At 68.2% G+C, this 24,635-nt stretch carries 20 protein-coding genes; 12 read left to right on the top strand and 8 right to left on the bottom strand.

Features of this window, described 5'->3' with window-relative positions:
- Position 1 precedes the first annotated feature (1 nt).
- From EJP69_RS09950 to EJP69_RS09970, 5 genes are read left to right on the top strand one after another with little or no spacing between them, the layout of a single operon-like run.
- Complete coding sequence (locus tag EJP69_RS09950; RefSeq protein ID WP_093196719.1) at positions 2 to 1,528, top strand: sugar ABC transporter ATP-binding protein; 1,527 nt, start codon at positions 2 to 4, stop codon at positions 1,526 to 1,528.
- Positions 1,525 to 2,574 carry an ABC transporter permease gene (locus EJP69_RS09955; RefSeq protein ID WP_126469776.1) on the top strand — a complete coding sequence of 350 codons (1,050 nt, stop codon included), beginning with the start codon at positions 1,525 to 1,527 and terminating at the stop codon, positions 2,572 to 2,574. Before EJP69_RS09950 ends, EJP69_RS09955 begins: the two co-directional genes overlap by 4 nt.
- Positions 2,571 to 3,611 (top strand): galactofuranose ABC transporter, permease protein YjfF, encoded by a 1,041-nt coding sequence (gene yjfF / locus EJP69_RS09960; RefSeq protein ID WP_126469778.1) that lies wholly within the window; start codon positions 2,571 to 2,573, stop codon positions 3,609 to 3,611. The genes EJP69_RS09955 and yjfF overlap by 4 nt, the downstream gene beginning before the upstream one ends.
- A 15-nt stretch (positions 3,612 to 3,626) precedes the next feature.
- A complete protein-coding gene (locus tag EJP69_RS09965; RefSeq protein WP_126469780.1) occupies positions 3,627 to 5,366 on the top strand; it encodes an IlvD/Edd family dehydratase in 1,740 nt (579 codons plus the stop codon).
- A gap of 16 nt (positions 5,367 to 5,382) precedes the next feature.
- Positions 5,383 to 6,300, top strand: a complete 918-nt coding sequence (locus tag EJP69_RS09970) for a dihydrodipicolinate synthase family protein (RefSeq protein ID WP_126469782.1) — start codon at positions 5,383 to 5,385, stop codon at positions 6,298 to 6,300.
- Positions 6,301 to 6,349: 49 nt separating this feature from the next.
- On the opposite strand, the gene EJP69_RS09975 is transcribed toward EJP69_RS09970, so the two are convergent.
- The 5 genes from EJP69_RS09975 to EJP69_RS09995 all read right to left on the bottom strand — a co-directional run bounded on the left by EJP69_RS09975 (position 6,350) and on the right by EJP69_RS09995 (position 12,723).
- Positions 6,350 to 6,616 carry a hypothetical protein gene (locus tag EJP69_RS09975; RefSeq protein WP_093196707.1) on the bottom strand — a complete coding sequence of 89 codons (267 nt, stop codon included), beginning with the start codon at positions 6,614 to 6,616 and terminating at the stop codon, positions 6,350 to 6,352.
- A gap of 137 nt (positions 6,617 to 6,753) precedes the next feature.
- Positions 6,754 to 7,221 carry a hypothetical protein gene (locus tag EJP69_RS09980; protein WP_126469784.1) on the bottom strand — a complete coding sequence of 156 codons (468 nt, stop codon included), beginning with the start codon at positions 7,219 to 7,221 and terminating at the stop codon, positions 6,754 to 6,756.
- Between the two features lie 77 nt (positions 7,222 to 7,298).
- On the bottom strand, positions 7,299 to 7,715 hold the full coding sequence (locus tag EJP69_RS09985; protein WP_126469786.1) for a hypothetical protein: 417 nt from the start codon (positions 7,713 to 7,715) through the stop codon (positions 7,299 to 7,301).
- A gap of 153 nt (positions 7,716 to 7,868) precedes the next feature.
- Positions 7,869 to 10,436, bottom strand: a complete 2,568-nt coding sequence (gene cphA, locus EJP69_RS09990; protein WP_093196701.1) for a cyanophycin synthetase — start codon at positions 10,434 to 10,436, stop codon at positions 7,869 to 7,871.
- A 46-nt stretch (positions 10,437 to 10,482) separates the two neighbouring features.
- The gene (locus EJP69_RS09995; protein WP_240652106.1) at positions 10,483 to 12,723 is read right to left on the bottom strand and encodes a cyanophycin synthetase; all 2,241 of its coding nucleotides are present in this window, start codon (positions 12,721 to 12,723) and stop codon (positions 10,483 to 10,485) included.
- A 139-nt stretch (positions 12,724 to 12,862) separates the two neighbouring features.
- Here EJP69_RS09995 and EJP69_RS10000 point away from each other — a divergent pair, with 139 nt between their 5' ends.
- Positions 12,863 to 15,139, top strand: a complete 2,277-nt coding sequence (locus EJP69_RS10000; protein WP_126469788.1) for a cyanophycin metabolism-associated ABC transporter — start codon at positions 12,863 to 12,865, stop codon at positions 15,137 to 15,139.
- Entirely contained in the window at positions 15,136 to 15,615 is a 480-nt protein-coding gene (locus tag EJP69_RS10005) for a cyanophycin metabolism-associated DUF1854 family protein (protein ID WP_126469790.1), read from the top strand. The genes EJP69_RS10000 and EJP69_RS10005 overlap by 4 nt, the downstream gene beginning before the upstream one ends.
- 21 nt (positions 15,616 to 15,636) lie before the next feature.
- Here EJP69_RS10005 and EJP69_RS10010 read toward each other — a convergent pair whose 3' ends face one another.
- A complete protein-coding gene (locus EJP69_RS10010) occupies positions 15,637 to 16,047 on the bottom strand; it encodes a DUF2177 family protein (protein ID WP_126469792.1) in 411 nt (136 codons plus the stop codon).
- 79 nt (positions 16,048 to 16,126) lie between these two features.
- Between EJP69_RS10010 and queC the strand changes: the two genes are divergently transcribed.
- Positions 16,127 to 16,861 carry a 7-cyano-7-deazaguanine synthase QueC gene (gene queC / locus EJP69_RS10015; RefSeq protein WP_126469794.1) on the top strand — a complete coding sequence of 245 codons (735 nt, stop codon included), beginning with the start codon at positions 16,127 to 16,129 and terminating at the stop codon, positions 16,859 to 16,861.
- Here the strand turns inward: queC and EJP69_RS10020 are convergent.
- Complete coding sequence (locus tag EJP69_RS10020; protein ID WP_126469796.1) at positions 16,813 to 18,603, bottom strand: ABC transporter ATP-binding protein/permease; 1,791 nt, start codon at positions 18,601 to 18,603, stop codon at positions 16,813 to 16,815. The genes queC and EJP69_RS10020 overlap by 49 nt on opposite strands.
- Before the next feature lie 123 nt (positions 18,604 to 18,726).
- Entirely contained in the window at positions 18,727 to 19,287 is a 561-nt protein-coding gene (locus EJP69_RS10025) for a phosphonate degradation HD-domain oxygenase (RefSeq protein ID WP_126469798.1), read from the bottom strand.
- Positions 19,288 to 19,584: 297 nt separating this feature from the next.
- Between EJP69_RS10025 and EJP69_RS10030 the strand changes: the two genes are divergently transcribed.
- The 4 genes from EJP69_RS10030 to EJP69_RS10045 are packed head-to-tail and all read left to right on the top strand — an operon-like array spanning position 19,585 to position 24,590.
- On the top strand, positions 19,585 to 20,619 hold the full coding sequence (locus tag EJP69_RS10030; protein ID WP_126469800.1) for a putative 2-aminoethylphosphonate ABC transporter substrate-binding protein: 1,035 nt from the start codon (positions 19,585 to 19,587) through the stop codon (positions 20,617 to 20,619).
- Between the two features lie 31 nt (positions 20,620 to 20,650).
- The gene (locus EJP69_RS10035) at positions 20,651 to 21,730 is read left to right on the top strand and encodes an ABC transporter ATP-binding protein (RefSeq protein ID WP_093196686.1); all 1,080 of its coding nucleotides are present in this window, start codon (positions 20,651 to 20,653) and stop codon (positions 21,728 to 21,730) included.
- Between the two features lie 2 nt (positions 21,731 to 21,732).
- On the top strand, positions 21,733 to 23,448 hold the full coding sequence (locus tag EJP69_RS10040) for a putative 2-aminoethylphosphonate ABC transporter permease subunit (RefSeq protein ID WP_126469802.1): 1,716 nt from the start codon (positions 21,733 to 21,735) through the stop codon (positions 23,446 to 23,448).
- Complete coding sequence (locus EJP69_RS10045; protein WP_126469804.1) at positions 23,445 to 24,590, top strand: TIGR03364 family FAD-dependent oxidoreductase; 1,146 nt, start codon at positions 23,445 to 23,447, stop codon at positions 24,588 to 24,590. Before EJP69_RS10040 ends, EJP69_RS10045 begins: the two co-directional genes overlap by 4 nt.
- Positions 24,591 to 24,635: the final 45 nt, after the last annotated feature.

Raw genomic sequence — 24,635 nt, forward strand, 5'->3', positions numbered from 1 at the left:
CATGGCAGAAGACGGAAGCACCGCCGGCCCCGTACTCCAGCTCAGGGGCATCCACAAGCAGTTCGGCGGCATTCCGGTGCTGCGCGACGTTCGGCTCGACCTGCATCCGGGCGAGATCCACGCGCTCATGGGGCAGAACGGCGCCGGCAAGTCGACGTTGATCAAGGTGCTGACAGGCGTGCTGCCGTCCAGCGGCGGCGAGATGCTGCTAGAAGGCCGGCCGATCCGCCCGCACTCGCCGCTGGAGGCGCAGAAGCTGGGCATCAGCACGGTCTACCAGGAAGTGAACCTGTGCCCGAACCTCTCGGTGGCGGAGAACGTGTTCGCCGGGCGCTATCCGCGCAAGGGCGCGGCGCAGGGCTTTCGCATCGACTGGGCGGCGGTGAACCGGCGCGCCGAGGAGCTGCTGGCGCGCATCGGCCTCGACATCGACGTGACGCGGTTGCTGTCGAGCTACTCGGTGGCGGTGCAGCAGATGGTGGCCATTGCGCGTGCGCTGGGCGTTTCGTCGAAGGTGCTGATCCTCGACGAGCCGACCTCCAGCCTCGACGACGACGAGGTGGAAAAGCTGTTCGAGGTGCTGCGCAGATTGCGCGGCGAGGGGCTGGCCATCGTCTTCGTGACGCACTTCCTCAACCAGATGTATGCGGTGTCGGACCGCATCACCGTGCTGCGCAATGGCGCATGGATCGGCGAGTGGCGCGCGGCCGATCTCGGGCCGCAGGCGCTGATCGCCGCGATGCTGGGCCGCGAGCTGGCGGCGCAGTCCGCGCGGCCGGCAGCCTTGCCCGCGTTCGACGAGGCCGCGCCCGCGCTGCTGCAGATCGAGGGGCTGGGGCAGGCGGGCCAGCTGCAGGCGACCGACCTGCGCGTGCGCGCGGGCGAGGTCGTCGGCATTGCGGGGTTGCTCGGTGCGGGCCGCACGGAGCTCGCGCGGCTGCTGTTCGGGCTGGAGACGCCGGATCGCGGCGTGCTCAAGGTCGACGGCCGCAGCGTCTCTTTCTCGAACCCGGCCGATGCGATCCGCGAAGGCCTGGCGCTGTGTCCCGAGGAGCGCAAGACGGACGGCATCGTCGCCGAGCTGTCGGTGCGCGAGAACATCGCGCTGGCCTTGCAGGCACGGCTGGGCACCAGGCGCTTTCTCTCGCATGCCGAGCAGACGGCGATGGCGGAGAAGTTCGTCGCGTCGCTGGGCATCAAGACCGCGAGCGTCGAGACGCCCATCGGCCTGCTGTCGGGCGGCAACCAGCAGAAGGCCATGATCGCGCGCTGGCTCGCGACCGAGCCGCGCCTGCTGATCCTCGACGAGCCCACGCGCGGCATCGACGTGGCAGCCAAGCAGGAGATCATGGAAGAGATCCTGCGGCTCGCGAAGGCCGGCATGGCGGTGATCTTCATCTCCTCGGAGATGAGCGAGGTGGTGCGCGTGGCGCATCGCATCGTGGTGCTGCGCGACAGGAAGAAGGTGGGCGAGCTGCCGGGCGGCTCGACCGAGGACGAGGTCTGCGAAATGATCGCCGCGGCATGACGAACCCGAAGAAGAACCTTTTCTCGGCGGCGATGCATCACCGCCTCGCGTGGCCGATCGTCACGCTGGTGCTGCTGCTCGCGGTGAATACCGCATTCAATCCGAGCTTTCTGCACCTGGAGTGGCGCGAAGGCCACCTGTACGGCAGCCTCGTCGACATCCTGAACCGCGCGGCGCCGCTGGTGCTGGTGTCGCTGGGCATGACGCTCGTGATCGCCACGCGCGGCATCGACATCTCGGTGGGCGCCGTGGTCGCCATCGCCGCGGCGCTTGCGGCCTGGATGATCGGCGGCTCGGTGTCCAGCGACACGAGCCGCTTTCCGATGCCGCTCGCGATCCTCGCGGCCATCGGCATCGCACTCGTGTGCGGGCTGTGGAACGGCCTGCTGGTGGCGAAGGTGGGCATGCAGCCGATCATCGCGACGCTGATCCTGATGGTGGCGGGGCGCGGCATCGCGCAGCTGATCGCCGACGGGCAGATCATCACCATCTACTACAAGCCCTTCTTCTTCCTCGGCAGCGGCTACCTGCTGGGCCTGCCGTTCTCGCTGTTCATCGTGGCGGCGGTGTTCGCGCTGCTGTACCTGGCGATCACGCGCACGGCGCTCGGGCTGTTCATCCAGGCGGTGGGCATCAACCCGACGGCGGCGCGCGTGGCGGGCGTGCAGGCGCGGCGGCTGATCGTCGGCGCTTATGCGTTCTGCGGCGCCTGCGCGGGCGTGGCGGGGCTGCTGATCAGCTCCAACGTGAAGAGCGCGGACGGCAACAACGCGGGCCAGCTCATCGAGCTCGACGCGATCCTCGCGGTGACGCTGGGCGGCACGGCACTGACGGGCGGACGCTTCAGCCTCGTGGGCAGCGTGATCGGCGCGCTGATCATCCAGACGCTGACCTACGCGATCTACTCGCTGGGCGTGCCGCCCGAGATCAACCTCGTGGTGAAGGCGGGCGTGGTGTTCGTGGTGATGCTGCTGCAGTCGCCGGAGTTCAGGTCGCAGGTGCGTGCGCTGGTTCAGCGGCCTGTGCATGAAGGAGCGAAGGTATGAGCGCGGTGATCGACGCTGCACCCTCACCCCAGCCCTCTCCGGTTCGCGGAAAAGGGGGCGGGAGAGGGGGCAAGAGGGGTCTCAACCCGAAGTACCTGCCGCTGGTCGCGACCATCTCGCTCTTCGTGCTGGTGGCGACGCTGGGTTCGGTCTTCTACGACGGCTTCTTCTCGGCGCAGGTGTTCCTCAATCTGCTGATCGACAACGCCTTCCTCATCGTCGTGGCGGTGGGCATGACCTTCGTGATCCTCTCGGGCGGCATCGACCTGTCGGTTGGCTCGGTGATCGCGCTCACCACGATGGTGTCGGCCTCGCTGGTCGAGAAGCACGGCTGGAGCCCGGGCATAGTGATTCCGCTGGTGCTTGCGATGGGCACGGCATTCGGCGCGTTCATGGGCGTGCTCATCGAGCGCTTCAGGCTGCAGCCCTTCATCGTCACGCTGGCGGGCATGTTCCTGGCGCGCGGGCTTTGCTATCTGATCAGCATCGATTCGATCAGCATCACCAACGAGTTCTACTCGGAGGTCTCGCAGATCCGCATCCCGGTGTGGGGCGAGGCCTCGGTGTCGATCAGCGCGGTGATCGCCATCGTGGTGCTGCTGGCGGCGATCTTCATTGCGCACTGCACGTCGTTCGGCCGCGCGGTGTACGCCATCGGCGGCAGCGAGCAGTCGGCGATCCTGATGGGCCTGCCGGTGCGCCGCACGCTCATCGGCGTGTACACGCTCTCGGGCTTCTGCTCGGCGCTGGCGGGCGTGATCTTCACCTTCTACATGCTCTCGGGCTACGGCCTGCACGCGATGGGGCTGGAGCTCGACGCCATCGCGGCGGTGGTGATCGGCGGCACGCTGCTCACCGGCGGCGTGGGCTACGTGGCGGGCACGCTCTTCGGCGTGCTGATGCTCGGGATCATCCAGACGCTCATTTCCTTCGACGGCACGCTGAGCTCGTGGTGGACGCGCATCGTCGTGGGCGCTCTGCTCTTCGTGTTCTGCCTGCTGCAACGCTTCTTCACCTCGCGCGCCCCACGGCGCTGACTGGCTCTACAAAAAATGACGACAAGGAAACTGCGCTCGACCGAATGGTTCGGTTCGGCCGACAAGAACGGCTTCATGTACCGAAGCTGGATGAAGAACCAGGGAATTCCCGATCACGAATTCGACGGCCGGCCGATCATCGGCATCTGCAACACCTGGTCTGAGCTCACGCCGTGCAACGCGCACTTCCGCAAGATCGCCGAGCACGTGAAGCGCGGCATCTCGGAGGCGGGCGGCTTTCCGGTGGAGTTTCCGGTGTTCTCCAACGGCGAATCGAACCTGCGGCCCACCGCGATGCTCACGCGCAACCTCGCGAGCATGGACGTGGAAGAAGCGATTCGCGGCAACCCGGTCGACGCGGTGGTGCTGCTCACCGGCTGCGACAAGACCACGCCTGCGCTGCTGATGGGCGCGGCGAGCTGCGACATCCCGGCCATCGTGGTCACGGGCGGGCCGATGCTCAACGGCAAGCTCGAGGGCAAGAACATCGGCTCGGGCACGGCCGTGTGGCAGCTGCACGAATCGCTGAAGGCGGGCGAGATCAACCTTCACCAGTTCCTTTCGGCCGAAGGCGGCATGTCGCGCTCGGCCGGTACCTGCAACACCATGGGCACGGCCTCGACCATGGCCTGCATGGCCGAGGCGCTGGGCACTTCGCTGCCGCACAACGCGGCGATTCCGGCGGTCGACGCGCGGCGCTACGTGCTCGCGCAGATGTCGGGCATGCGAGCGGTGGAAATGGCGAAGGAAGGGCTCACGCTGTCGAAGATCCTTACGCGCGAGGCTTTCGAGAACGCGATCCGCGTGAACGCGGCCATCGGCGGATCGACCAACGCCGTGATCCACCTGAAGGCGATCGCGGGGCGCATCGGCGTCGAGCTGGAGCTGGAAGACTGGACACGCATCGGCAGCCACACGCCGACCATCGTCGACCTGATGCCCTCGGGGCGCTTCCTGATGGAGGAGTTCTATTACGCGGGCGGCCTGCCGGCGGTGCTGCGCCGGCTCGGCGAGGCCAAGCTGCTGCCGCACCCCGGCGCGCTGACGGTGAACGGCCATTCGCTCTGGGACAACGTGCGCGATGCGCCCAGCCTCGACGACGAGGTCATCCGCCCGCTGGACAAGCCGCTCATTGCCGACGGCGGCATCCGCATCCTGCGCGGCAACCTGTCGCCGCGCGGCGCGGTGCTCAAGCCCTCGGCCGCGTCGCCGGAGCTGCTGAGGCATCGCGGCAAGGCGGTGGTGTTCGAGAACCTGGAGCACTACAAGGAGCGCATCGTCGACGAGAACCTCGACGTCGATGCCAGCTCCATCCTCGTGATGAAGAACTGCGGCCCCAAGGGCTACCCCGGCATGGCCGAGGTCGGCAACATGGGTCTGCCGCCGAAGCTGCTGCGCCAGGGCATCAAGGACATGGTGCGCATCTCGGACGCGCGCATGAGCGGCACGGCGTATGGCACGGTGGTGCTGCACGTTGCGCCCGAAGCGGCGGACGGCGGCCCGCTCGCGGCTGTGCGCGACGGCGACTGGATCGAGCTCGACTGCGATGCGGGGCGCCTGCATCTCGACATCAGCGACGAGGAGCTGGCCGCGCGGCTGGCTTCGTTATCCGCGTCCGACAAGCAGCCGATGAGCACGCGCGGCGGCGGCTACCAGAAGCTCTATGTCAACCACGTGCTGCAGGCCGACGAAGGCTGCGACTTCGATTTTCTCGTCGGCTGCAGAGGCGCCGCCGTTCCCCGTCACTCGCACTGATCAACACCCGTACACCATGACCCCCAGATACCGCGGCATCTTCCCGGTGGTGCCCACCACCTTCACCGAACAGGGCGCGCTCGATCTCGAGAGCCAGAAGCGTTGCATCGATTTCATGATCGACGCGGGCTCGGACGGCCTGTGCATATTGGCGAACTTCTCCGAGCAGTTCGTGCTGTCCGACGAGGAGCGCGAGGTGCTCACGCGAACCATCCTCGAACACGTGAAGGGCCGCGTGCCGGTGATCGTGACCACCACGCACTACAGCAGCAAGGTGTGCGCCGAGCGCAGCCGCCGCGCGCAGGACATGGGCGCCGCGATGCTGATGGTGATGCCGCCGTACCACGGCGCGACATTCCGCGTGCCGGAGCCGCAGATCTTCGAGTTCTATGCGCGACTGTCGGACGCGGTGGGCATTCCCATCATGATCCAGGACGCGCCGGCCAGCGGCACGGTGCTGTCGGCGCCGTTCCTCGCGCGCATGGCGAAGGAGATCGAGCAGGTGGCGTACTTCAAGATCGAGACGGCGGGTGCGGCCTCGAAGCTGCGCGAGCTGATCCGTCTTGGCGGCGACGCCATCGAGGGACCATGGGACGGCGAGGAAGCCATCACGCTGATGCCCGACCTCGATGCGGGCGCGACCGGGTCGATGACGGGCGGGGGCTATCCGGACGGCATCCGGCCGATCATCGAGGCGCACCGCTCGGGCGACCGCGAGAAGGCCTTCGCGCTGTACCAGCAGTGGCTGCCGCTCATCAACTACGAAAACCGCCAGGCAGGCCTGCTGGCCTGCAAGTCGCTGATGAAGGAGGGCGGCGTGATCGCCTGCGAGGCGCCGCGCCATCCGCTGCCCGCCATGCACCCCGACACGCGTGCCGGGCTGATCGAGACCGCGAAGCGGCTCGATCCGATGGTGTTGCGCTGGGGGAAGTAGGGCGGCGGGGAGAGGGAATACCGGGCGGGGCGCCCGGAGCCGCCGGGGTTCAGGAGGCGGTGGAGTTCTTTTCGAGTTCGCTGACTTGCAGCGACAGGTCGAACAGCTTGGACTTGCTGGCGTAGTAGCGGTCGAGCCGCCACTCCTTCAGGATGTCCATTGCGAGCTGGAAGCTCTTGTAGTCGAGGTCGTAGAGGGTAATCAGTTCGAAGCTGCGTTCGGACTCGAGAGCCAACACGAGCTGGGCCAGGATCTTGGCCGATTCGTTGGCCGGGTCCGTTTCGATGAATCGGCGAGCGACCTTGATGGCATTCATGAGAAAGGGTTCCTCGGTGGGCAGAGAGCGGGAACTATAGCTAGCATGCCGTGGGCTTTTATGACAGAAATATGACAATAGGGGCATCGCCATCTCCGTGGAAATGGCAATGCCCCTGGTGCGGAAAACCTGTCAGGTCAGCGGATCGGAGCCGGCATCGGCCGTGGCATGGGCATCGGCATCGGCTGCGGTTCCATGGGCGCAGGCGCCACTGGCACCATGGTGGTGGTGACCGATTCGCGGATCAGCCCGCCGCCCATCACGCTGCCGTCCACGTTGGTCGTGGTGTTGCCCATGCTGCCGAGCACGCGGGCCTCGCATGCGGGGCGATCGGCCGGCTGCTGCAGGCCGCAGCGCGCGAGTGCGTTGGCACGGTAGTCGGGGGCGCTCGTGAGGCCGCCGCGCGCGGCCGCCTGGCGTGCCGCTCCGGCTTCGCGGATGCAGGCCGCGCGATCCTGCTGGTTGTGGCCGCAGACGGCCAGTTCCTGCTGGTAGATGCCCGGGGCTTCTCCGCGGGCCGGCGGAGCCGCGAACGCGGCGGTGGTGGCTGTCAGTGCGCCGGCTGCGAGCATTGTGAAGAGCATCGAACGGGGGTTGCTTTTCATGGATGACTCCTTGAGGTGAGCTGGAAAACCAGGGAAAGGTTGGAGCGCCCGGCGCAGGCCGGGTTCGCATTCATCGCTCAGCGTGCGGGTGCGGGCACGGTCTGCGGGGGCAGGGGCGTCACGGTCTCGCGGATCACGCCGCCGCCCATCACGCTGCCTTCGGTGGTGGTGCGCGAGCCTCCCTTGATGCGGGCTTCGCAGTCGGGCTGCTCGGCGGCGGGCAGTTCGCTGCAGCGGGCGAGGGCGTTGACCTGTTCCCGCGCGGGGCTGGGGCTGGTGAGGCCGCCGCGCCCGGCTTCCTGGCGTGCGGCGCCGGCTTCGCGCAGGCAGGCTGCGCGGTCCTGTTGCACGCCGTCGCAGGTGGCGCGCTCCTTCTGCATGCGGGCATCGCTGCCCGGCGCCTGCGCGCTGGCCGTCTGCGCGCCGAAGACGATGAAGCCACTGGCGGCGAAGAGTGCCGTGGCGGAAAGAATGGAACGAAGGCTTGTTCTCATGAGGGCTCCTGTGAATGCACGCCCCTCCGGGAGGGTGCGTGACCGGAGCCTCAGTGTGCTGTCGCCGGTGGGCGGCGGTCTGTGGGACAGCCGCACGCCGCCGACCGGGCCGGACTCGCCCCTGCTTGTGGGACGTGTCCGGCAAGGCCGGCTTCAGCCGGCAGCGATGCGCTGGGCCAGGTGAGCGAGCGCTTCCTCGACCTGGTCGACGAGGATCAGCGAGAGGTCGCCCGGCTGCAGGCGCGCCAGCGCGGCGTCGATGGCCACGAACTCGCCGCGGATCTCGTCGACGTAGCGTGTGCGCGCCGCACCCTGCAGACCCTGGCGCAGCAGCGCCATGACTTCGCCGTCGGCGCGGCCGCGCTGGGCCGCGTCCTGATAGAGGATCACGTCGTCGAAGGCTTCGCCGAGGATGGCCGTCTGGTCGCGGATGTCCGAGTCGCGCCGATCGCCCGCGCCGCTGATCACCACCGAGCGCTTCTTCGCCGGCATGGTGTCCACGGCCGACACCAATGCGCGCATGGCGTCGGTGTTGTGACCGTAGTCGGCGATCACGGTGGCGCCGCGGTAGTCCATGACGTTGAAGCGCCCGGGCACGCCGGCCGCGTCGTTCATGAAGCTCGCGAGGCCGCTGCGGATGGTGTCCCAGTCGAGGCCCACGCCCCATGCCGCGGCCACGGCGGCCATCACGTTGTCGACCTGGAAGCCGATGCTGCCGCCGCGCGTGATGGGCACGTCGCGTAGCGCGATGCGTTCGCGCCACGAGCCTTCGGCGGCCACCAGCGTGTCCTGGTCGACGTACACGGTGCGCTTGCCTTGAGCGCGGTGCGTGGCCATCACCGGGTGCATGCGGTCGGCGGTGAAGAAGATCACGTTGCCGGGGCAGCCGGCCGCCATGGCGGCGACGTTGACGTCGGCCGCGTTGAGCACCGCGTAGCCATCGGGCGCCACGTTGCGCACGATCACGCGCTTGAGCACCGCGAGGTCTTCGACGGTGGTGATGTAGTTCAGGCCGAGATGGTCGCCGCTGCCGATGTTGGTGACGACCGCCACCTGGCAGCGGTCGAAGCCGAGGCCCTCGCGCAGGATGCCGCCGCGAGCCACTTCGAACACGGCCGCGTCGACGTCGGGGTGCATCAGCACGTTGCGCGCGCTCTTGGGGCCGCTGCAGTCGCCGCTGTCGGTCTGGCGGCCGTCGACGTAGACGCCGTCGGTGTTGGTCATGCCGGTGCGCAGGCCGCTCGACGCGAGCAGGTGGTTGATCAGGCGCGCGGTGGTGGTCTTGCCGTTGGTGCCGGTGACGGCCACCACGGGGACGCGGCCGTCGTCGCCGTGGGCGAAGAGGGTGTCCATCACCGCCTCGCCCACCGCGCGGCCACGGCCGAAGGAAGGCGAGATGTGCATGCGCAGGCCGGGCGCGGCGTTCACTTCGACCACGCCGCCGTGCTGCTCCTCGAGCGGGCGCAGCACGTTCTCGCAGACCATGTCGACGCCGCAGATGTGCAGGCCGACCATCTGCGCCGCGTCGACGGCGCGCGCCGCGACTTCGGGGTGCACGGTGTCGGTCACGTCGGTGGCGGTACCGCCGGTGGAGAGGTTCGCGTTGTTGCGCAGCACCACGCGCTGGCCGCGCGCGGGCACGCTGTCGGGCGTGAGGCCCTGCGATTCGAGCCGGCCGATGGCGATGTCGTCCAGGCGGATCTTGGTGAGCGAGGTGGCGTGGCCCTCGCCGCGGCGCGGGTCGAGGTTCACCGTGTCGACCAGCTGGCGCACGGTGGAGCTGCCGTCGCCGATCACCTGCGGCGGATCGCGGCGAGCCGCGGCCACGAGGCGGTCGCCCACCACCAGCAGGCGGAAGTCGAAGCCGGGAAGGAACTTCTCGACCATCACCTCGCCGTAGACGGCGGCCGAGTCGTAGGCCGCGAACAGCTCTTCACGCGAGTTGATGTTGACCGTGACGCCCTTGCCCTGGTTGCCGTCCTGCGGCTTCACCACGACCGGCAGGCCGATCTCGTTGGCGGCGGCCCAGCCATCCTCGGCGCTCGTCACGGGGCGGCCCAGCGGCACCGGCACGCCGGCGGCGTTGAGCAGCTGCTTGGTCAGTTCTTTATCTTGCGCGATCGACTCGGCCACGCCGCTGGTGCTGTCGACCTCGGCGGCCTGGATGCGGCGCTGCTTGGAGCCCCAGCCGAACTGAACCAGGCTGCCGCGCGTGAGGCGGCGGTACGGAATGCCGCGCGCAACCGCTGCATCGACGATGGAGCCGGTGCTCGGGCCCAGGCGCTCGGATTCGTCGAGGTCGCGCAGTTCGGCGATGGCGGCTTCGGCGTCGAAGGGCGTGTCGGCCTGCGCGGCGGCGATCAGCTGCTCGGCCAGTTCGGCGGCGCGGCGGCCCACGGCCTCCTCGCTGTACTGGAACACGACCTGATAGACGCCTTCTTCCATCGTGGGAGAGGTGTGGCCGAAGTTGACGGCACAGCCGGCCTGGGCCTGCAGCGCGACGGCGGCGTTCTCCAGCACGTGCGCCAGCGCCAGCGGCTGGCCCAGCACCATCGGGTGCAGTTCGCCGATGGTGGGGAAGCGCGCGCGCAGGCGGTCTTCGAAACCGGCCAGCTTGCTGATGGCGTTCTCGTCGCCCTGGCAGGCCACGACCGCCTCGATGGCGGTGTGGCGGCTCCAGAGGTTGGGCCCGCGAAGGGCTCGGGTGCGGGTGACTTTCATGGGGCTGCGAGAGCTGCTGCTGTCTATCTGGCGAGGCGAAGGTGCCTCAGGCGAATTGGGGTTGTTGGAGAGGCTGGGTCTGCGAGAGCTGCAGCGAGGCCAGCGCGGCCTGCAGGTCGGCCTCGAAGGCTTCGACGCCGGCACCGATCAGGTTCAGCGGAATGCCCATGGCCCAGGCCGCGGCCACGGCGGCCAGCAGGCTCTCGAGGCTCACGCCGGCATGGGTGGCGCGCCACACGGTCAGGCGGCCGAGGCCCGGCAGGAACGATTCGCTGCTGCCGTTGGCCAGCACCACGCGGTCTTGCCGCACGAGCACGGCTTTGCCGCCGGCGGTCTGATGTGCGGTGAGTTCAGGAGCCTGCGCGTCGGCCGAATAGAGGATGACCGCGCCGTCGCACAGCGGCGCCAGGCCGGCCACGCGCGGATCGGCGGCATTCAGCACGGCCGTGCCCTCGGGCAGCACCACGTCGACCTGCGTGCGCAGCACCTTGACCATCTGGTCGCTCTCGGTGATGTCGTAGTCGGCCAGTGCTTCCGAGCCTTCGAGGTCGGTGACGATGCCGACTTCGCAGCGGTCGTAGGAGAGGCCGTCGCGCAGGATGGTCTCGGCGCCGTTCTCGATCACCACGGCCTGCACGGCGCGGTTCACGAGCAGGCGGTGGCCGGCTTCCCAGTTGGCGCTGTCGCGCGCATCGACGCGGCGGCGCTCGAGGAACAGGCCGTCGCGGCAGGCCAGGCCGGTGTGGCGGCCGCCCAGGTTGATGAGCCAGGCCACCAGGCGCGCCAGCACGGCGGTGTCGCGCGAGCCGGCCACGCCGACCACGGGAATGCGCCCGGGCGCGTCGTTGGGGAACAGGTGGTCGCAGATCGCGCGGCCCACCGGGCGCGGCGAGCCGACGGCCGGCTTCAGGTGCATCAGCAGGCCGGGGCCGGCGTTGACTTCGACGATCGCGCCGCCCTGCGGGCCGAGGGGCTTGGAAATGTCCTGCGCCACGAGGTCGATGCCGGCGATGTCCAGGCCCACCACGCGGGCGGCCAGCACGGCGGCGTGCGCGACTTCGGGGTGGACCAGGTCGGTGCAGTCGTTGGCCATGTTGCCGTTGCGCTGGATCGTGACCACGCGGCCGGCGGCGGGCACGGCGTCGGCGTTCAGATCCTGGCGCTTGAGCTCGAGCTGCAGCTTGGCGTCGGTGTCGACCACGATCACGTCAAGCGGGAACTCTTCCTCGGCGCCGCGGCGCGGGTCGCTGTTGAGCTGCTTGTCGATGAGCTCGCGCACGCTGGCCTTGCCGTCGCCGGTCACGGTGATGATCTCGCCGCGCGCGGCCGCCACCACCTCGCCGCCCACCACCAGCAGGCGGTGCTCGTGGCCGCGGATGAAGCGCTCGACCATCACGTCGCTGCCCTCGGGCTCGGCGACCGCGAAGGCGGCCATGACTTCCTCGCGGGTCGTCAGCTCGAGCGAGACGCCGCGGCCGTGGTTGGCATCCGACGGCTTCACGACCACGGGCAGGCCGATGTCCTCGGCGGCTTCCCAGGCTTCCTCGGCGTCAGCGACCACCTGGCCTTCGGGCACGGGCACGCCGCAGCTCGCGAGCAGGGACTTGGTCAGCTCCTTGTCGCTGGCGATCGATTCGCCGATGGCGCTGGTGTAGTCGGTCTCCGCGGTCCAGATGCGCTGTTGGTTGGCGCCGTAGCCCAGCTGCACCAGGTTGCCGCTGTTCAGCCGCATGTGGGGAATGCCGCGGTCGGTGGCGGCTGCCACGATGGCGGCGGTGCTCGGGCCGAGGTAGCAGTCTTCGACCTTGGCCTTGACCGCGTCGACGGCCTTCTGCACGTCGGCGGCGGTGAACGGGTCGTTGTTGATGGCCGCCATCAGCAGGCGGTGGCCCTCGGCCAGCGCCACGCGGGCGACCTGCTCGTCGCGCGCGCGGAACACCATGCGGTAGACGCCGTGCTCCGAGGTGCTGCGGGTTTGCCCGAAGCCGGTCGGCATGCCTGCGAGGTTCAGCAGTTCGATGACGACGTGCTCGAGCACGTGGCCCGACCAGGTGCCTTCGGTCAGGCGCTGGATGAAGCCGCCGCGCTCGCCGACGCCGCAGTGGTGCTCGATCAGCGCCGGCAGCAGGGCGGTCAGGCGGTCGGTGAAGCCGTCGATCTTGTTGGAGGGGAAATCTTCGAGCTGGCCCAGGTCGAGCCAGACTTCGAGGACCGGGCGGTAGGTCCAGAGGTTGGGGCCGCGCAAATAATTGATGCGCAGCAGTCGGATGTCGTCGAAACGGGTCATGCAAACGTTCGATGTGCTTTGGCCGAGCACCACGGCGCCTTCAAGTGCGCCCATGGCTATCAGTCAGAATCGGCGCCCGACTTGAGGCGCCATGACGCGGTCCATGAGGCCCGCGACGGGCAAGAGTCAAAGAAACACAATGCAACATCACGATCCAGTCGGCACCCGCGAGGGCGAAACAGAAGCGGTACTCAAAAACCGCCTCGCAGTCGCGGAAAACGTTCTGGTAACACTGACGGTTGACCTCGACGACCAACTTCGCTTCGCTTCCGGCTTAGTCGCCTTGACTGACCGGAGGCTGATTTCGCTCGATCCTGGCGGTGATTGGCGTGAGTGGCCGCTAACCGACGCGGCCTTGGAATTGCGCCTTTCCGACCATTCGGGCGTCGGAACGCTCGATCTGACGGGCCCCTCGGGCCGCCTCGCGCGCTGGCGCTACACCCTGGCCGGGCAGGTCGCGGCCCTGCGGTTGCTGAAGCTGTTCGGCCAGCGCATGGCGGGTGTCGCCAAGGAGACACCCGAGGCCGTCGAGACGGCTGACGGCGAGGATTCCGCCGACACCGAACTCCAGACCCCGCCCTCCACCTGGGTCCTGCTGCGGCTCGGCCGCTTCGCCAAGCCCTACCGCAAGCAACTGATCGCAGGGTTTCTGCTGACCCTGTTCTCCACGGCCGCCACCCTGGTGCCGCCGTACCTGACCATCCCGTTGATGGACGACATCCTGATCCCGTTCCAGAACGGGCAGAAGATCGACACCATGCGCGTCGGCCTGTACCTGGGCGGTCTGCTGATCGCGGCGCTGGTCGGCTGGGGGCTGGGCTGGGCACGCACCTACCTGCTGGCGCTGGTGTCCGAGCGCATCGGCGCCGACCTGCGCACCACCACCTACGAGCACCTGCTGACCCTGCCGCTGGACTATTTCGGCGGCAAGCGCACCGGCGACCTGATGGCGCGCATCGGCTCCGAAACAGACCGCATCAACGTCTTTCTCTCGCTGCACGCCCTCGATTTCGCCAACGACGTGCTGATGATCGTGATGACCGCGGTCATCCTGATCTCCATCAACCCGCTGCTGGCGGTGGTCACGCTGGTGCCGCTGCCCTTCATCGCCTGGATGATCCACGTCGTGCGCGACCGCCTGCGCACCGGCTTCGAGAAGATCGACCGCGTCTGGTCCGAAGTGACCAACGTGCTGGCCGACACCATCCCCGGCATCCGCGTGGTGAAGGCTTTCGCCCAGGAACGCCGCGAGGCCGAGCGCTTCCGCGTGGCCAACGTCTACAACCTGCAGGTCAACGACAAGCTCAACCGCACCTGGTCGCTGTTCACCCCGACCGTGTCGCTGCTCACCGAAATCGGCCTGCTCGTGGTCTGGGCCTTCGGCATCTGGCAGGTGGCGCGCGGCAGCATCACGGTGGGCGTGCTCACCGCCTTCATCGCCTACATCGGCCGCTTCTACACCCGGCTCGACTCGATGAGCCGCATCGTCTCGGTCACGCAGAAGGCCGCGGCGGGCGCCAAGCGCATCTTCGACATCCTCGACCATGTGAGCAACGTGCCCGAACCGGCCAACCCGGTGAAGGTGGAGCGCGTGCAGGGCCGCATCGACATGAGCGGGCTGGGCTTCCGCTACGGCTCGCGCGCCGTCATCCACGACCTCGACCTGACCATCGAGCCCGGCGAGATGATCGGCCTGGTGGGCCACAGCGGTTCGGGCAAGAGCACGCTGGTCAACCTGATCTGCCGCTTCTACGACGTGACCGACGGCGCCATCAAGGTCGACGGCACCGACATCCGCCGCTTCGCCGTGGCCGACTACCGCCGCCACGTCGGCCTGGTGCTGCAGGAGCCGTTCCTGTTCTTCGGCACCATCGCGCAGAACATCGCCTACGGCAAGCCCGACGCCACGCGCGAGGAAATCGTCGCCGCCGCGCGCGCCGCGCATGCGCACGACTTCATCCTGCGCCTGCCGCACGGCTACGACTCGCTGGTGGGCGAGCGCGGGCAGGGCCTGTCGGGCGGCGAGCGCCAGCGCATCAGCATCGCGCGCGCGCTGCTGATCGACCCGCGCATCCTGATCCTCGACGAGGCCACTTCGGCCGTGGACACCGAGACCGAGAAGGAAATCCAGAAGGCGCTCGACAACCTCGTGCAGGGCCGCACCACCATCGCCATCGCGCACCGCCTGTCGACGCTGCGCAAGGCCGACCGGCTCGTGGTCATGGACCGCGGCGAGGTGGTCGAGGTCGGGCCGCACGACGCCCTGATGGCGAAGCAGGGCGCCTACTGGCGGCTCTACCAGGCGCAACTGCGCCAGGGCGACGACGACGCGAGCGAGGGTGCGGCCGACGAGCGCGCCAATGCGCAGGCGCCGGTCGCCATCGCCCACGCAGCCCATCCGGCGGGGGACGCATGACCAACGACAACAACAAAGACTTTCAACTGGAGCGCGATCCCTTCGGCCGCCTCGTGCTGACCGATGCACAAGGCGAGCGCCACGTCGGCGTCGTGCCCGTGCGGGCCTTTCCGCTGAGCGCGCCCGGCCATGGCATTTCAATGGTCGGCAGCGAAGGGCGCGAGCTGGTCTGGATCGACAGCGTCGATCAGCTGCCGGCGCAGGCCAAGGCTCTGCTTGAGGAAGACCTCGCGGTGCGCGACTTCGCGCCCACGCTGCTGAAGCTGCACGGCGTGTCCAGCTTCGGCGTGCCCAGCACCTGGACCATCAGCACTGATCGCGGCGAAACCAGCTTCGTGCTCAAGGCCGAGGAAGACATCCGCCGGCTCGAGGGCGGCGCGCTGCTGATCGCGAGCGCGCACGGCGTGCAGTTCCGAATTCCGGACGTGAAGACGCTCGACCGTACCTCGCGCAAGCTGCTCGAGCGTTTCCTCTAGCAGAAGAGTTCCGCCTCGCCTTCAGTGCCGTGCGAACCGGTGCAAGGCGGCGGCACCTGCCGCCGCAGCCGCGCCGCTCACCAGCGTGCCCCAGGCCATGTCGATGAACGACAGCGCCACCGGCCAGTCGCGCACCACCGCCAGGTTGGTGAGGTCGTAGGTGCCGTAGCAGAAGAGGCCGAACAGCCCGCCCATCAGCGTCGCCTGCATCGTGCCTCCCGCTCGCAGGCCGGGCACGATCGCGAACACCAGCAGGCCGATGGGGTAGGCCAGGTAGAACACGGCTGCGAAGCCCAGCCGCGGGTTCGGCGACATCAGCCCGCTCATGCCCTGCTGGTACATGTCCTTGGCCACGACGCCGAGCCAGACCATGTCGAGCGCCAGCAGCACCGCCAGGGTGACGACCCATGCAACCAGGTGTTTGGCACTCATGCGCGGGATCGTATCCGCGGCCTCGCGCAGCCTGCGAAAATTGCGCCTTTGGACTACAGCGGCCCCGCCGTTGACGGATATGCCCCTGCACACCACCGCCCTCGTTCTGTTCTCCGGCGGCCAGGACTCGACCACCTGCCTCGCCGATGCGCTCTCGAAGTACCAGCGCGTCGAAACCCTGGGCTTCGACTACGGGCAGCGTCATCGCGTGGAGCTCGACGTGCGCGGCAACATCCTCGCGAAGATGCGCGAGCGCTTTCCCGACTGGGCGCCCCGCCTGGGCGAGGACCACGTGCTCACGCTCGCCGCGCTGGCCCAACTCGGCGGCTCCTCGCTCACCGAGGAGGTCGCCTTCGCGATGCAGGCCGACGGCCTGCCCAACACCTTCGTGCCCGGGCGCAACCTGCTGTTTCTCACGCTCGCGGGCGCGCTGGCCTACCGGCGCGGGCTGCAGGTGATCGTGACCGGCGTCTGCGAAACCGACTTCTCCGGCTACCCCGACTGCCGCGACGACACCATGAAGGCGATGCAGCTCGCGCTCTCGCTCGGCCTGGAGCGCCGCCTCGTCATCGAGACGCCGCTGATGTGGATCGACAAGGCCGAGACCTGGAGCCTGGCCCATCGCCTGGGCGGCGAGCCGCTGGTCGACCTGATCGTGGAGGAGACCCACACCTGCTATCTCGGCGATCGCGTGCATCGCCAGGCGTGGGGCTACGGCTGCGGCGAGTGCCCTGCCTGCGACCTGCGCAAGAAGGGCTGGGAGCGTTACGCGGCTGCGCTGCCCGCCGGCGCCGCCACGACTTCCACGCGGTAGCGCGCCGCGGCGCCGTCGGCTTCCGGCACCAGCGTCCAGCGCTGGTTGTGGAACTCGCCCACCGCCGCTCGATGGGCCACCGAGACCATCGCGCCGCCGCCCGCGCGCACCATCTCCGAAAGCCGCTGGTACAGCGTGCGCTCGGCCGGCGCATCCAGTGCGCTGCTGATCTCGTCGGCAAAGACCCAGCGGGGTTTCTTCAGCAGGACGCGCGCGATGGCGAGCCGCTGCTGCTCGCCGCCCGACAGTTTCTGGCTCCATGCATCGCTGTCGTCCAGCCGGTTGGCGAACTCGGGCAGCAGGGCGTCCTTCAACGCCTGGCGCAGCTGTTCGTCGTCGTATTTCGCGGCGTCTTCCGGATAGGCCAGGGCAACACGCAGCGGGCCATCGGGCATGTAGGGCCGCTGCGGCACGAACATCGCGTCGGCCGGCACCTGCACCCGTCCGCGCGCGAACGGCCAGATGCCCGCGAAGGCGCGGAACAGGGTCGACTTGCCGCTGCCCGAGGGGCCTTGCACGAGCACGCTGTCGCCGGCTTTCGCGGTGAGTGCCGCGTTGGCCAGAAGCGGCGTGCCGTTCGGCAGGTTCAGCGAGAGGCCGTCGGTATGAAGCCCGGGTGCATCGCTGCGCTCGAGGGCGTTCTCCTGCGCGGCATGCGCGCGGATTGCATCGTCGAAGCTGGTGAGACGGTCGGTCGTGGCGCGCCACACGGCCACGCTGTCGTAGTTGTCGACGAACCAGCTCAGCGAATCCTGCACCTTGCCGAAGGCCGACGAGATCTGCATCAGCTGGCCGAGCTGGATCGCGCCGCTGAAAAAGCGCGGCGCGGCGACCACGAACGGGAAGATCACAGCGGCCTGCCCGAAGAACGCAGTAAAGGTCACGAGATTCTTCTGCTGCTTGATGAGCTGCAGGTAGTTGCGCAGCACGGAGCCGAAGCGCAGGTCGAGCTGGCCATGCTCCACCTTCTCGCCGCGGTCGAGCGCGATCGCCTCGCTGTACTCGCGCACGCGCACGAGGTGGTGGCGGAAGTCGGCCTCGAAGCGCTGCTGGCGGAAGTTCAGCCCGATCAGCGGCCGTCCGATGTAGTGGGTGATGATCGTGCCGACCACGCAGTAGGCCACCGCCAGCCAGACCATCGCGCCCGCGACCTGGTAGGTGGTGCCGTTCAGCGAGAGCTCCGTCGTTCCCGAGAGTCCCCAGAGGATGCCGACGAAGCTGACGAGCGTGACCACGGCGTTCAGCAAGCCCATCGACAGCGTCATGGTCGCGCTGGTGAACAACTGCATGTCTTCCTGGATGCGCTGGTCCGGGTTGTCCGGCGTCGTGCCGTCCTTGCCGGCATAGCGGGCCAGCTCCATCTCGTAGAAGGTGCGGTCCGCCATCCAGCGGCCGAGATAGTTGCGCGTGATCCAGGCGCGCCAGCGCAACTGCAGCAGCTGCGTCACATAGAACTTGAGCACCTGCAGCGCGATGTTGAAGAAGGCCAGCACGACGAACACGCGGATCTCGCGCCAGAACACCGTCACGTCCTTGTTTTGCAGCCCGTCGTAGAAGCGTCCGTACCACTGGTTGAAGAGCACCAGCGCGTAGACGTATGCCAGGTTGAGCGCGACGATGGCCGCGAACATGGTCCGCGCACGCCATTTCTCCTCGGATTGGAAGTAAGGCGCCGCAAGCCTGAAGACGCGGCGCAGCACCTGGATGAACGAGCCCGCGCGAGCTGTGATGGATGGGGACATGCTGGTTTCCTCGAACGCGCCCGGGCGGCGCTGGTCATCTTGAGGAGACCATCGTAGACAAATGTTTCTTAAACCGGCCTGAAACGGGCCGCGAACCTGCCCGGACGCCCCGAAAAGAACTCGTCAGCGCAACATGACCCTGGCTGCAGTCGTCAGGAAGTGCGCCAGAGGCGGCGTCTGCAGCTTCTCGACCTTCGCCTCCTCGTCCCACAGCCGCAGCCGGATCGCATCGCCGGACCACTGGTGCGAGGCGAAGCGCTGGGCCGCCTCGGCGTCCATCACGCCGCCCTGCAGGGCGAGGCTGCGCACCGAATCGGGCGAGAGCCTGGAGAAATAGTCGGGCCGCGTCGCGCACAGGTAGCGCTTGGCGTCCACATGCAGCCGGATCGGCTCGCGCACCTCGACGTCGAACACGCCGCGCAGCAGGGGGAGGGCGATGTACTGGTGCCGGTCGTCGATGCCCAGCTCTGTAGGAGAGTGCGAAAGCGTCTGGTGCTCGGCGATCAGCAGGTGCCCCAAGTCATGCAGCAGCGCCGCGGTGACCAGCGAGTCGCTCGCGCCGGCCTGCTCGGCGAGCCAGGCGCATTGCAGCGCATGTTCGAGCTGCGACACCGGTTCGCCCGCGTAGGCGACTCCACCGCGCTCGGCGAACAGGCGGGCGATCTCGGCGAGGTCGAGTGTCATGAAAGTGAAACCGAACGGACGGGGCGAAAGCACAGGCAATAAGTCCGTGAGTCTGCTGCGCCACGGTGACATCTGGATGACGCTGCCGTGGCAGGACTGCCGGGAATCGTCGCTCTCCGGCGCATTTTTGGGTATTTGAGTTTTTTTGAGGCATTTTGACAAATCTCTGTCATATGCCGCTGCCAACATCGCCCCCATTCGTCGTCGGGCGGAATCTGCGTACTTTCGAATTCGCGTCCGGTTGCTCCCCCGCTGCGTCCTTTCTTCTTTCCACTTTCTCCCAAGGAAACCCCGTCCATGCTGCATCGTTCCATCCGCTGGGCCGCCGTGCCGGCCGCTCTGCTCTCGCTGGCCTTCGCCGCATCGGCCCAGGGCCGCACCGAGCTGCTGGTCTACACCGCGCTCGAAGCCGACCAGGTGCAGGCCTACAAGGCCGCCTTCGAAAAGGAGAACCCGAGCATCGAGCTGAAGTTCGTGCGCGACTCCACCGGCATCGTCACCGCCAAGCTGCTCGCCGAAAAGGCCAACCCGCAGGCCGACGTGGTGTGGGGCCTGGCCGCCACCTCGCTGATGCTGCTCGACAAGGAAGGCATGCTCCAGCCCTACGCGCCCAAGGGCCTGGACGCCATCAAGGCCAACATGCGCGATCCGGCCAACCCGCCCAAGTGGGTCGGCATGGACGTGTGGTCCTCGGCCATCTGCTTCAACACCGCCGAAGCCCAGAAGAAGAACCTGCCCAAGCCCACCAGCTGGGCCGACCTGACCAACCCGGTCTACAAGGGCCAGATCACCATGCCCAACCCCGCCGCCTCGGGCACGGGCTACCTGATGGTGTCGGGCTGGATCCAGATGATGGGTGAAGAGAAGGCGTGGAAATACATGGACGCGCTGCACCAGAACATCGGCATCTACAGCCAGTCGGGCAGCAAGCCCTGCCGCCAGGCCGGCGCCGGCGAGTTCGCGCTGGGCATGTCCTTCGAATACCGCGCCAACAAGACCAAGCGCGACGGCGCTCCCATCGACATCGTGCTGCCCAAGGAAGGCCTGGGCTGGGACATGGAAGCCACCGGCATCATCAAGACCAGCAAGAAGCAGGAAGCCGCCAAGGCGCTGGCCGACTGGGCCGTGACGAAGCAGGCCAACGAGCTGTACGCCAAGAACTTCGCCGTGCTCGCGCTGCCTGGCATCCAGGAGAAGCTCGAGTTCGTGCCGGGCGACGTCGAGAAGCTGCTCGCCAAGAACGACTTCAATTGGGCCGCCGCCAACCGCGAGCGCATCCTGACGGAGTGGTCGAAGCGCTACGAATCGAAGTCGGAAAAGAAGCCGCTCTGATCCCGGCATCGAAGCAAGACGGTATCCGGCCATGACGAGCAGCAGCTTTCTTTCCCTCCGCGGCATCGGAAAGTCCTTTGGCGCCACACGCGTGCTCGACGGCATCGATCTCGACATCGAGCCCGGCGAGTTCGTGTGCCTGCTCGGCCCCTCGGGCTGCGGCAAGACCACGCTGCTGCGCATCGTCTGCGGCATCGAGCGTGCCGACAGCGGCCAGATCCTGCTCGGCGGCCAGGACATCGCCGGCCTGCCGCCAGCGGCGCGCGGCTTCGGCGTGGTGTTCCAGTCGTACGCGCTCTTTCCCAACCTGACGGCCGCACAGAACATCGCCTACGGCCTGCATCCCACGGGCGCGCTGGCCCGCGAGATGGCCAAGCGCTCGCGCGAGATGCTCGACCTGGTCGGGCTGGCCGCGCATGCCGACAAGTACCCCGTGCAGCTCTCGGGCGGCCAGCAGCAGCGCATCGCGCTGGCCCGTGCGCTCGCGCCCAATCCGCGCCTGCTGCTGCTCGACGAGCCGCTCTCCGCGCTCGACGCGCAGGTGCGCGCCACGCTGCGCAGCGAGATCCGCGCGCTGCAGAAGCGCCTGGGCATCGTCACCATCATGGTCACGCACGACCAGGAAGAAGCCCTCTCGATGGCCGACCGCGTCGTGCTCATGCACAACGGCCGCATCGAGCAGGCCGGCACGCCCGACGAGCTCTATCGCCAGCCGCGCACCCGCTTCGTGGCGGGCTTCGTGGGCCGCATGAATATGCTGCCCGCCACGGTGCTGGCCGACGGCAAGGTGCGCGTGCGCGACAGCGAGCTGCTGTGCGCGCCCGGCAACCTCAGCATCGGCTCGCAGGCCACGGTGGGCATCCGTCCCGAGCACGTGGTGGTGAAGCGCTTCGGTACCGAGCTCGGCGCCAACAGCTTCGCCGCGCGCCTGCTCGACACCGAGTTCTTCGGCAACCGCACGTCGGCCCGGCTGGCCTGCGAGCCGCTGGGCATCGAGATCGAAGCCGAGCTGCCCGCCGATGCCCGCAGCGGCGGCGACGAGCCGCTGGTGCCCAGCAGCATGGTCCACATCCAGCTGCCTTTGAACGCGCTGTCGGTCCTGGCGCATTGAGCATGAGCAGTTCTCCCGACGCCATCGCCGTCGCGCCGGTGGTGGCGATGCGCCGCAGCACCTTCGACCGCGAGCGCTGGCTGACGGGCGCCGCCGTGCTGCTGGTCGTGCTGCTGCTGGTGGTGATCGTCGCGCTGCCCGTCGGCGCACTGGTCGGCCAGAGCTTCTTCGATCGAGAGGGCGCCTTCGTCGGCCTTGCCAACTTCGCGCGCTACCTCGAGAACCCGGCGCTGGTGCAGTCGGCATTCAACAGCGTGGGGCTCGCGGCGATCAGCGCGGTGATCTGCACCGCCATCGCCTACGTTTATGCCTACGGGCTTACGCTGTCCTGCATGCCGGCCAAGGGCGTGCTGCGCGCGGTGGCGCTGATGCCGCTGCTCGCGCCTTCGCTGCTTCCCGCGATCAGCCTCGTCTACCTGTTCGGCAACCAGGGCCTGTTCAAGGGGCTGCTGGGCGATGTGTCGATCTACGGCCCGCTGGGCATCGTGCTCGGCTCGGTGTTCTGGACGCTGCCGCATGCGCTGCTGATCCTCACCACCGCCATGGCCACTTCCGACGGCCGGCTCTACGAGGCCGCGCAGACGCTGGGCGCCTCGCGCTGGCGCATCTTCCGCACGGTGACGCTGCCTTCCTCACGTTACGGCCTCATCGTGGCCGCGATGGTGGTGTTCGTGCTGGTCGTCACCGACTTCGGCGTGCCGAAGGTGGTGGGCGGCCAGACCGGCGTGCTCGCCACCGACATCTACAAGCAGGTGGTCGGGCAGCAGAACTTCCAGATGGGCGCGGTGGTCGGTCTCGTGCTGCTGATTCCCGCCGTGCTGTCCTTCCTCGTCGAGCGCCATGTGCGCGGCAGGCAGGCAGCGGCGCTGTCGGCACGCGCCACGCCCTACCACCCCGAACCCGTGAAGACGCGCGACCGCGTGCTGCTGGCGTTCTGCGTGCTCACGGCCCTCGCCATCCTCGTGATGATCGGCATGGCGGTGTTCGCGTCGCTGGCCACCTACTGGCCCTACAACCTCGTGCCGTCGTTCAAGAACTACGACTTCAGCAACATGGACGGCGGCGGCTGGGGCAGCTACTTCAACTCGCTGCGCATGGCCGTGTGCGCGGCGGTGGCGGGCGCGCTCGTCACCTTCGTATCAGCCTACTTCGTCGAGAAGCCGCGCCACTTCGGGCTGCTGCGCGAGCTGCTCAACCTGCTGGCCAACCTGCCGCTGGCGGTGCCGGGGCTGGTGCTGGGCGTGGGCTACATCTTCTTCTTCATCTCGCCCTCGAACCCGCTGCGCGCCATCTACGGCAGCATGACCATCCTCGTCATCTGCACGGTGGCGCATTTCTTCTCGGTGGCGCATCTCACCTCGCTCACCGCGCTGCGCCAGCTCGACCGCGAGTACGAGCTGGTGTCGGAATCGATGGGCGTGCCGTTCTGGCACACGCTGTGGCGCGTGCACCTGCCGGTGGCGCTGCCCACCGTGCTCAATGTGGGCGGCTATTTCTTCGTGAACGCGATGACCACCGTGTCTGCCGTCGTGTTCCTCTACTCGCCGCAGACCACCCTCGCCGCCATCGCCGTGCTCAACATGGACGACGCCGGCGATGTGGCGCCCGCTGCCGCCATGGCTTCGCTGATCATGCTCACCGCCGCCATCGGCCGGGGCCTGTTCGCGCTGGCGGGGCATTGGGCACTCAAGCGCACACAGACCTGGAGACATCGTTGACAAGCGCAACCCCGCAAGCAAGCAATCCTGACAGTTTCGACCTCATCGTGGTCGGCGCCGGCATCGTCGGCCTGGCCCATGCTTACACCGCCGTGCAGCGCGGCCTCAAGGTCTGCGTGATCGAGCGCGACGCGGCCGCCATCGGCGCGTCGATCCGCAACTTCGGCTTCATCACCATCACCGGCCAGGCGCCGGGCGACATGTGGCGCCGCGCCATGCATGCACGCGGCGTGTGGAACGAGGTGGCACCGCAGGCCGGCATCGAGGTCGTGCACCGCAACCTGTGGCTCGCGGCTTATCGCCCGGAGGCGCACGACGTGCTCGAAGCCTTCATGCGCACGCCGATGGGCAAGGGCTGCGAACTGCTCGATGCCGCTGACGCGCAGGCCAGGGAGCCCGCGCTGAGCCTTGCAGATGCGCGCTCGGTGCTCTTCAGCCCGCATGAGCTGCGCGTCGAATCGCGCACCGCCATCGGCTTGCTCACGAAGTGGCTGGCCGAGGCGCACGGCGTGACCTTCCGCTTCGGCGAAACCGTGCACGAGGTGGAAACGCCGCGCGTGCGCACCTCGCGCGGCACGCTGCACGCGGAGCGCGTGGTGGTCTGCACCAACACCGACCTGCACGGCCTTTTTGCCGATCGCATCGCCGCGCACGACCTCACGCTGTGCCGCCTGCAGATGCTGCGCGTGAAGCCCGAGGCAGGGTTCCGCCTGCCGGGCTCGGTGATGATGGACCTGAGCCTCGCGCGCTACGAGGGCTACAGCACGCTGCCCGAAGCCGCCGCGCTGCGCGCGCGCCTGGAGCAGGAAGAGGCCGCGTCGCTCGCGCACGGCATCCACCTGATCGTGGTGCAGAGCGCCGACGGCTCGCTGGTGGTCGGAGATTCGCACCACTACGCCGACGCGCCCGAGCCCTTCGCGATGGAGGAGGTCGACCAGCTCATCCTGCGCCACCTGCGCAGCACGTTGAACCTCGAATCCGCGCAGATCGTCGAGCGCTGGACGGGCGTGTACCCTTCGTCGAAGACCACGCCCTGCGTGATCGACGCGCCCGACGACGCCACGCGGCTGGTGCTGGTCACCAGCGGCAGCGGCGCGAGCACCGGCTTCGGCATCGCGCACGACGTCTTCAATGCATGGTGACCTCCGGACCGCCGCAACCTTTTCAGCCAGCCACTCACACTCCGC

This window comes from Variovorax gossypii, assembly GCF_003965815.1.
Lineage (GTDB): Bacteria > Pseudomonadota > Gammaproteobacteria > Burkholderiales > Burkholderiaceae_C > Variovorax > Variovorax gossypii.

Coding starts and splice junctions, on each gene's coding strand:
- queC (WP_126469794.1), top strand. CDS start 16,127: ATGCCCCTGCACACCACCGCCCTCGTTCTGTTCTCCGGCGGCCAGGAC.
- EJP69_RS10025 (WP_126469798.1), bottom strand. CDS start 19,287: ATGACACTCGACCTCGCCGAGATCGCCCGCCTGTTCGCCGAGCGCGGT.
- EJP69_RS10035 (WP_093196686.1), top strand. CDS start 20,651: ATGACGAGCAGCAGCTTTCTTTCCCTCCGCGGCATCGGAAAGTCCTTT.
- EJP69_RS09980 (WP_126469784.1), bottom strand. CDS start 7,221: ATGAAAAGCAACCCCCGTTCGATGCTCTTCACAATGCTCGCAGCCGGC.
- EJP69_RS10000 (WP_126469788.1), top strand. CDS start 12,863: ATGCAACATCACGATCCAGTCGGCACCCGCGAGGGCGAAACAGAAGCG.
- EJP69_RS09955 (WP_126469776.1), top strand. CDS start 1,525: ATGACGAACCCGAAGAAGAACCTTTTCTCGGCGGCGATGCATCACCGC.
- EJP69_RS10030 (WP_126469800.1), top strand. CDS start 19,585: ATGCTGCATCGTTCCATCCGCTGGGCCGCCGTGCCGGCCGCTCTGCTC.
- EJP69_RS09975 (WP_093196707.1), bottom strand. CDS start 6,616: ATGAATGCCATCAAGGTCGCTCGCCGATTCATCGAAACGGACCCGGCC.
- EJP69_RS09965 (WP_126469780.1), top strand. CDS start 3,627: ATGACGACAAGGAAACTGCGCTCGACCGAATGGTTCGGTTCGGCCGAC.
- yjfF (WP_126469778.1), top strand. CDS start 2,571: ATGAGCGCGGTGATCGACGCTGCACCCTCACCCCAGCCCTCTCCGGTT.
- EJP69_RS10010 (WP_126469792.1), bottom strand. CDS start 16,047: ATGAGTGCCAAACACCTGGTTGCATGGGTCGTCACCCTGGCGGTGCTG.
- cphA (WP_093196701.1), bottom strand. CDS start 10,436: ATGAAAGTCACCCGCACCCGAGCCCTTCGCGGGCCCAACCTCTGGAGC.
- EJP69_RS09985 (WP_126469786.1), bottom strand. CDS start 7,715: ATGAGAACAAGCCTTCGTTCCATTCTTTCCGCCACGGCACTCTTCGCC.
- EJP69_RS10040 (WP_126469802.1), top strand. CDS start 21,733: ATGAGCAGTTCTCCCGACGCCATCGCCGTCGCGCCGGTGGTGGCGATG.
- EJP69_RS09950 (WP_093196719.1), top strand. CDS start 2: ATGGCAGAAGACGGAAGCACCGCCGGCCCCGTACTCCAGCTCAGGGGC.
- EJP69_RS09970 (WP_126469782.1), top strand. CDS start 5,383: ATGACCCCCAGATACCGCGGCATCTTCCCGGTGGTGCCCACCACCTTC.
- EJP69_RS09995 (WP_240652106.1), bottom strand. CDS start 12,723: ATGACCCGTTTCGACGACATCCGACTGCTGCGCATCAATTATTTGCGC.
- EJP69_RS10005 (WP_126469790.1), top strand. CDS start 15,136: ATGACCAACGACAACAACAAAGACTTTCAACTGGAGCGCGATCCCTTC.
- EJP69_RS10020 (WP_126469796.1), bottom strand. CDS start 18,603: ATGTCCCCATCCATCACAGCTCGCGCGGGCTCGTTCATCCAGGTGCTG.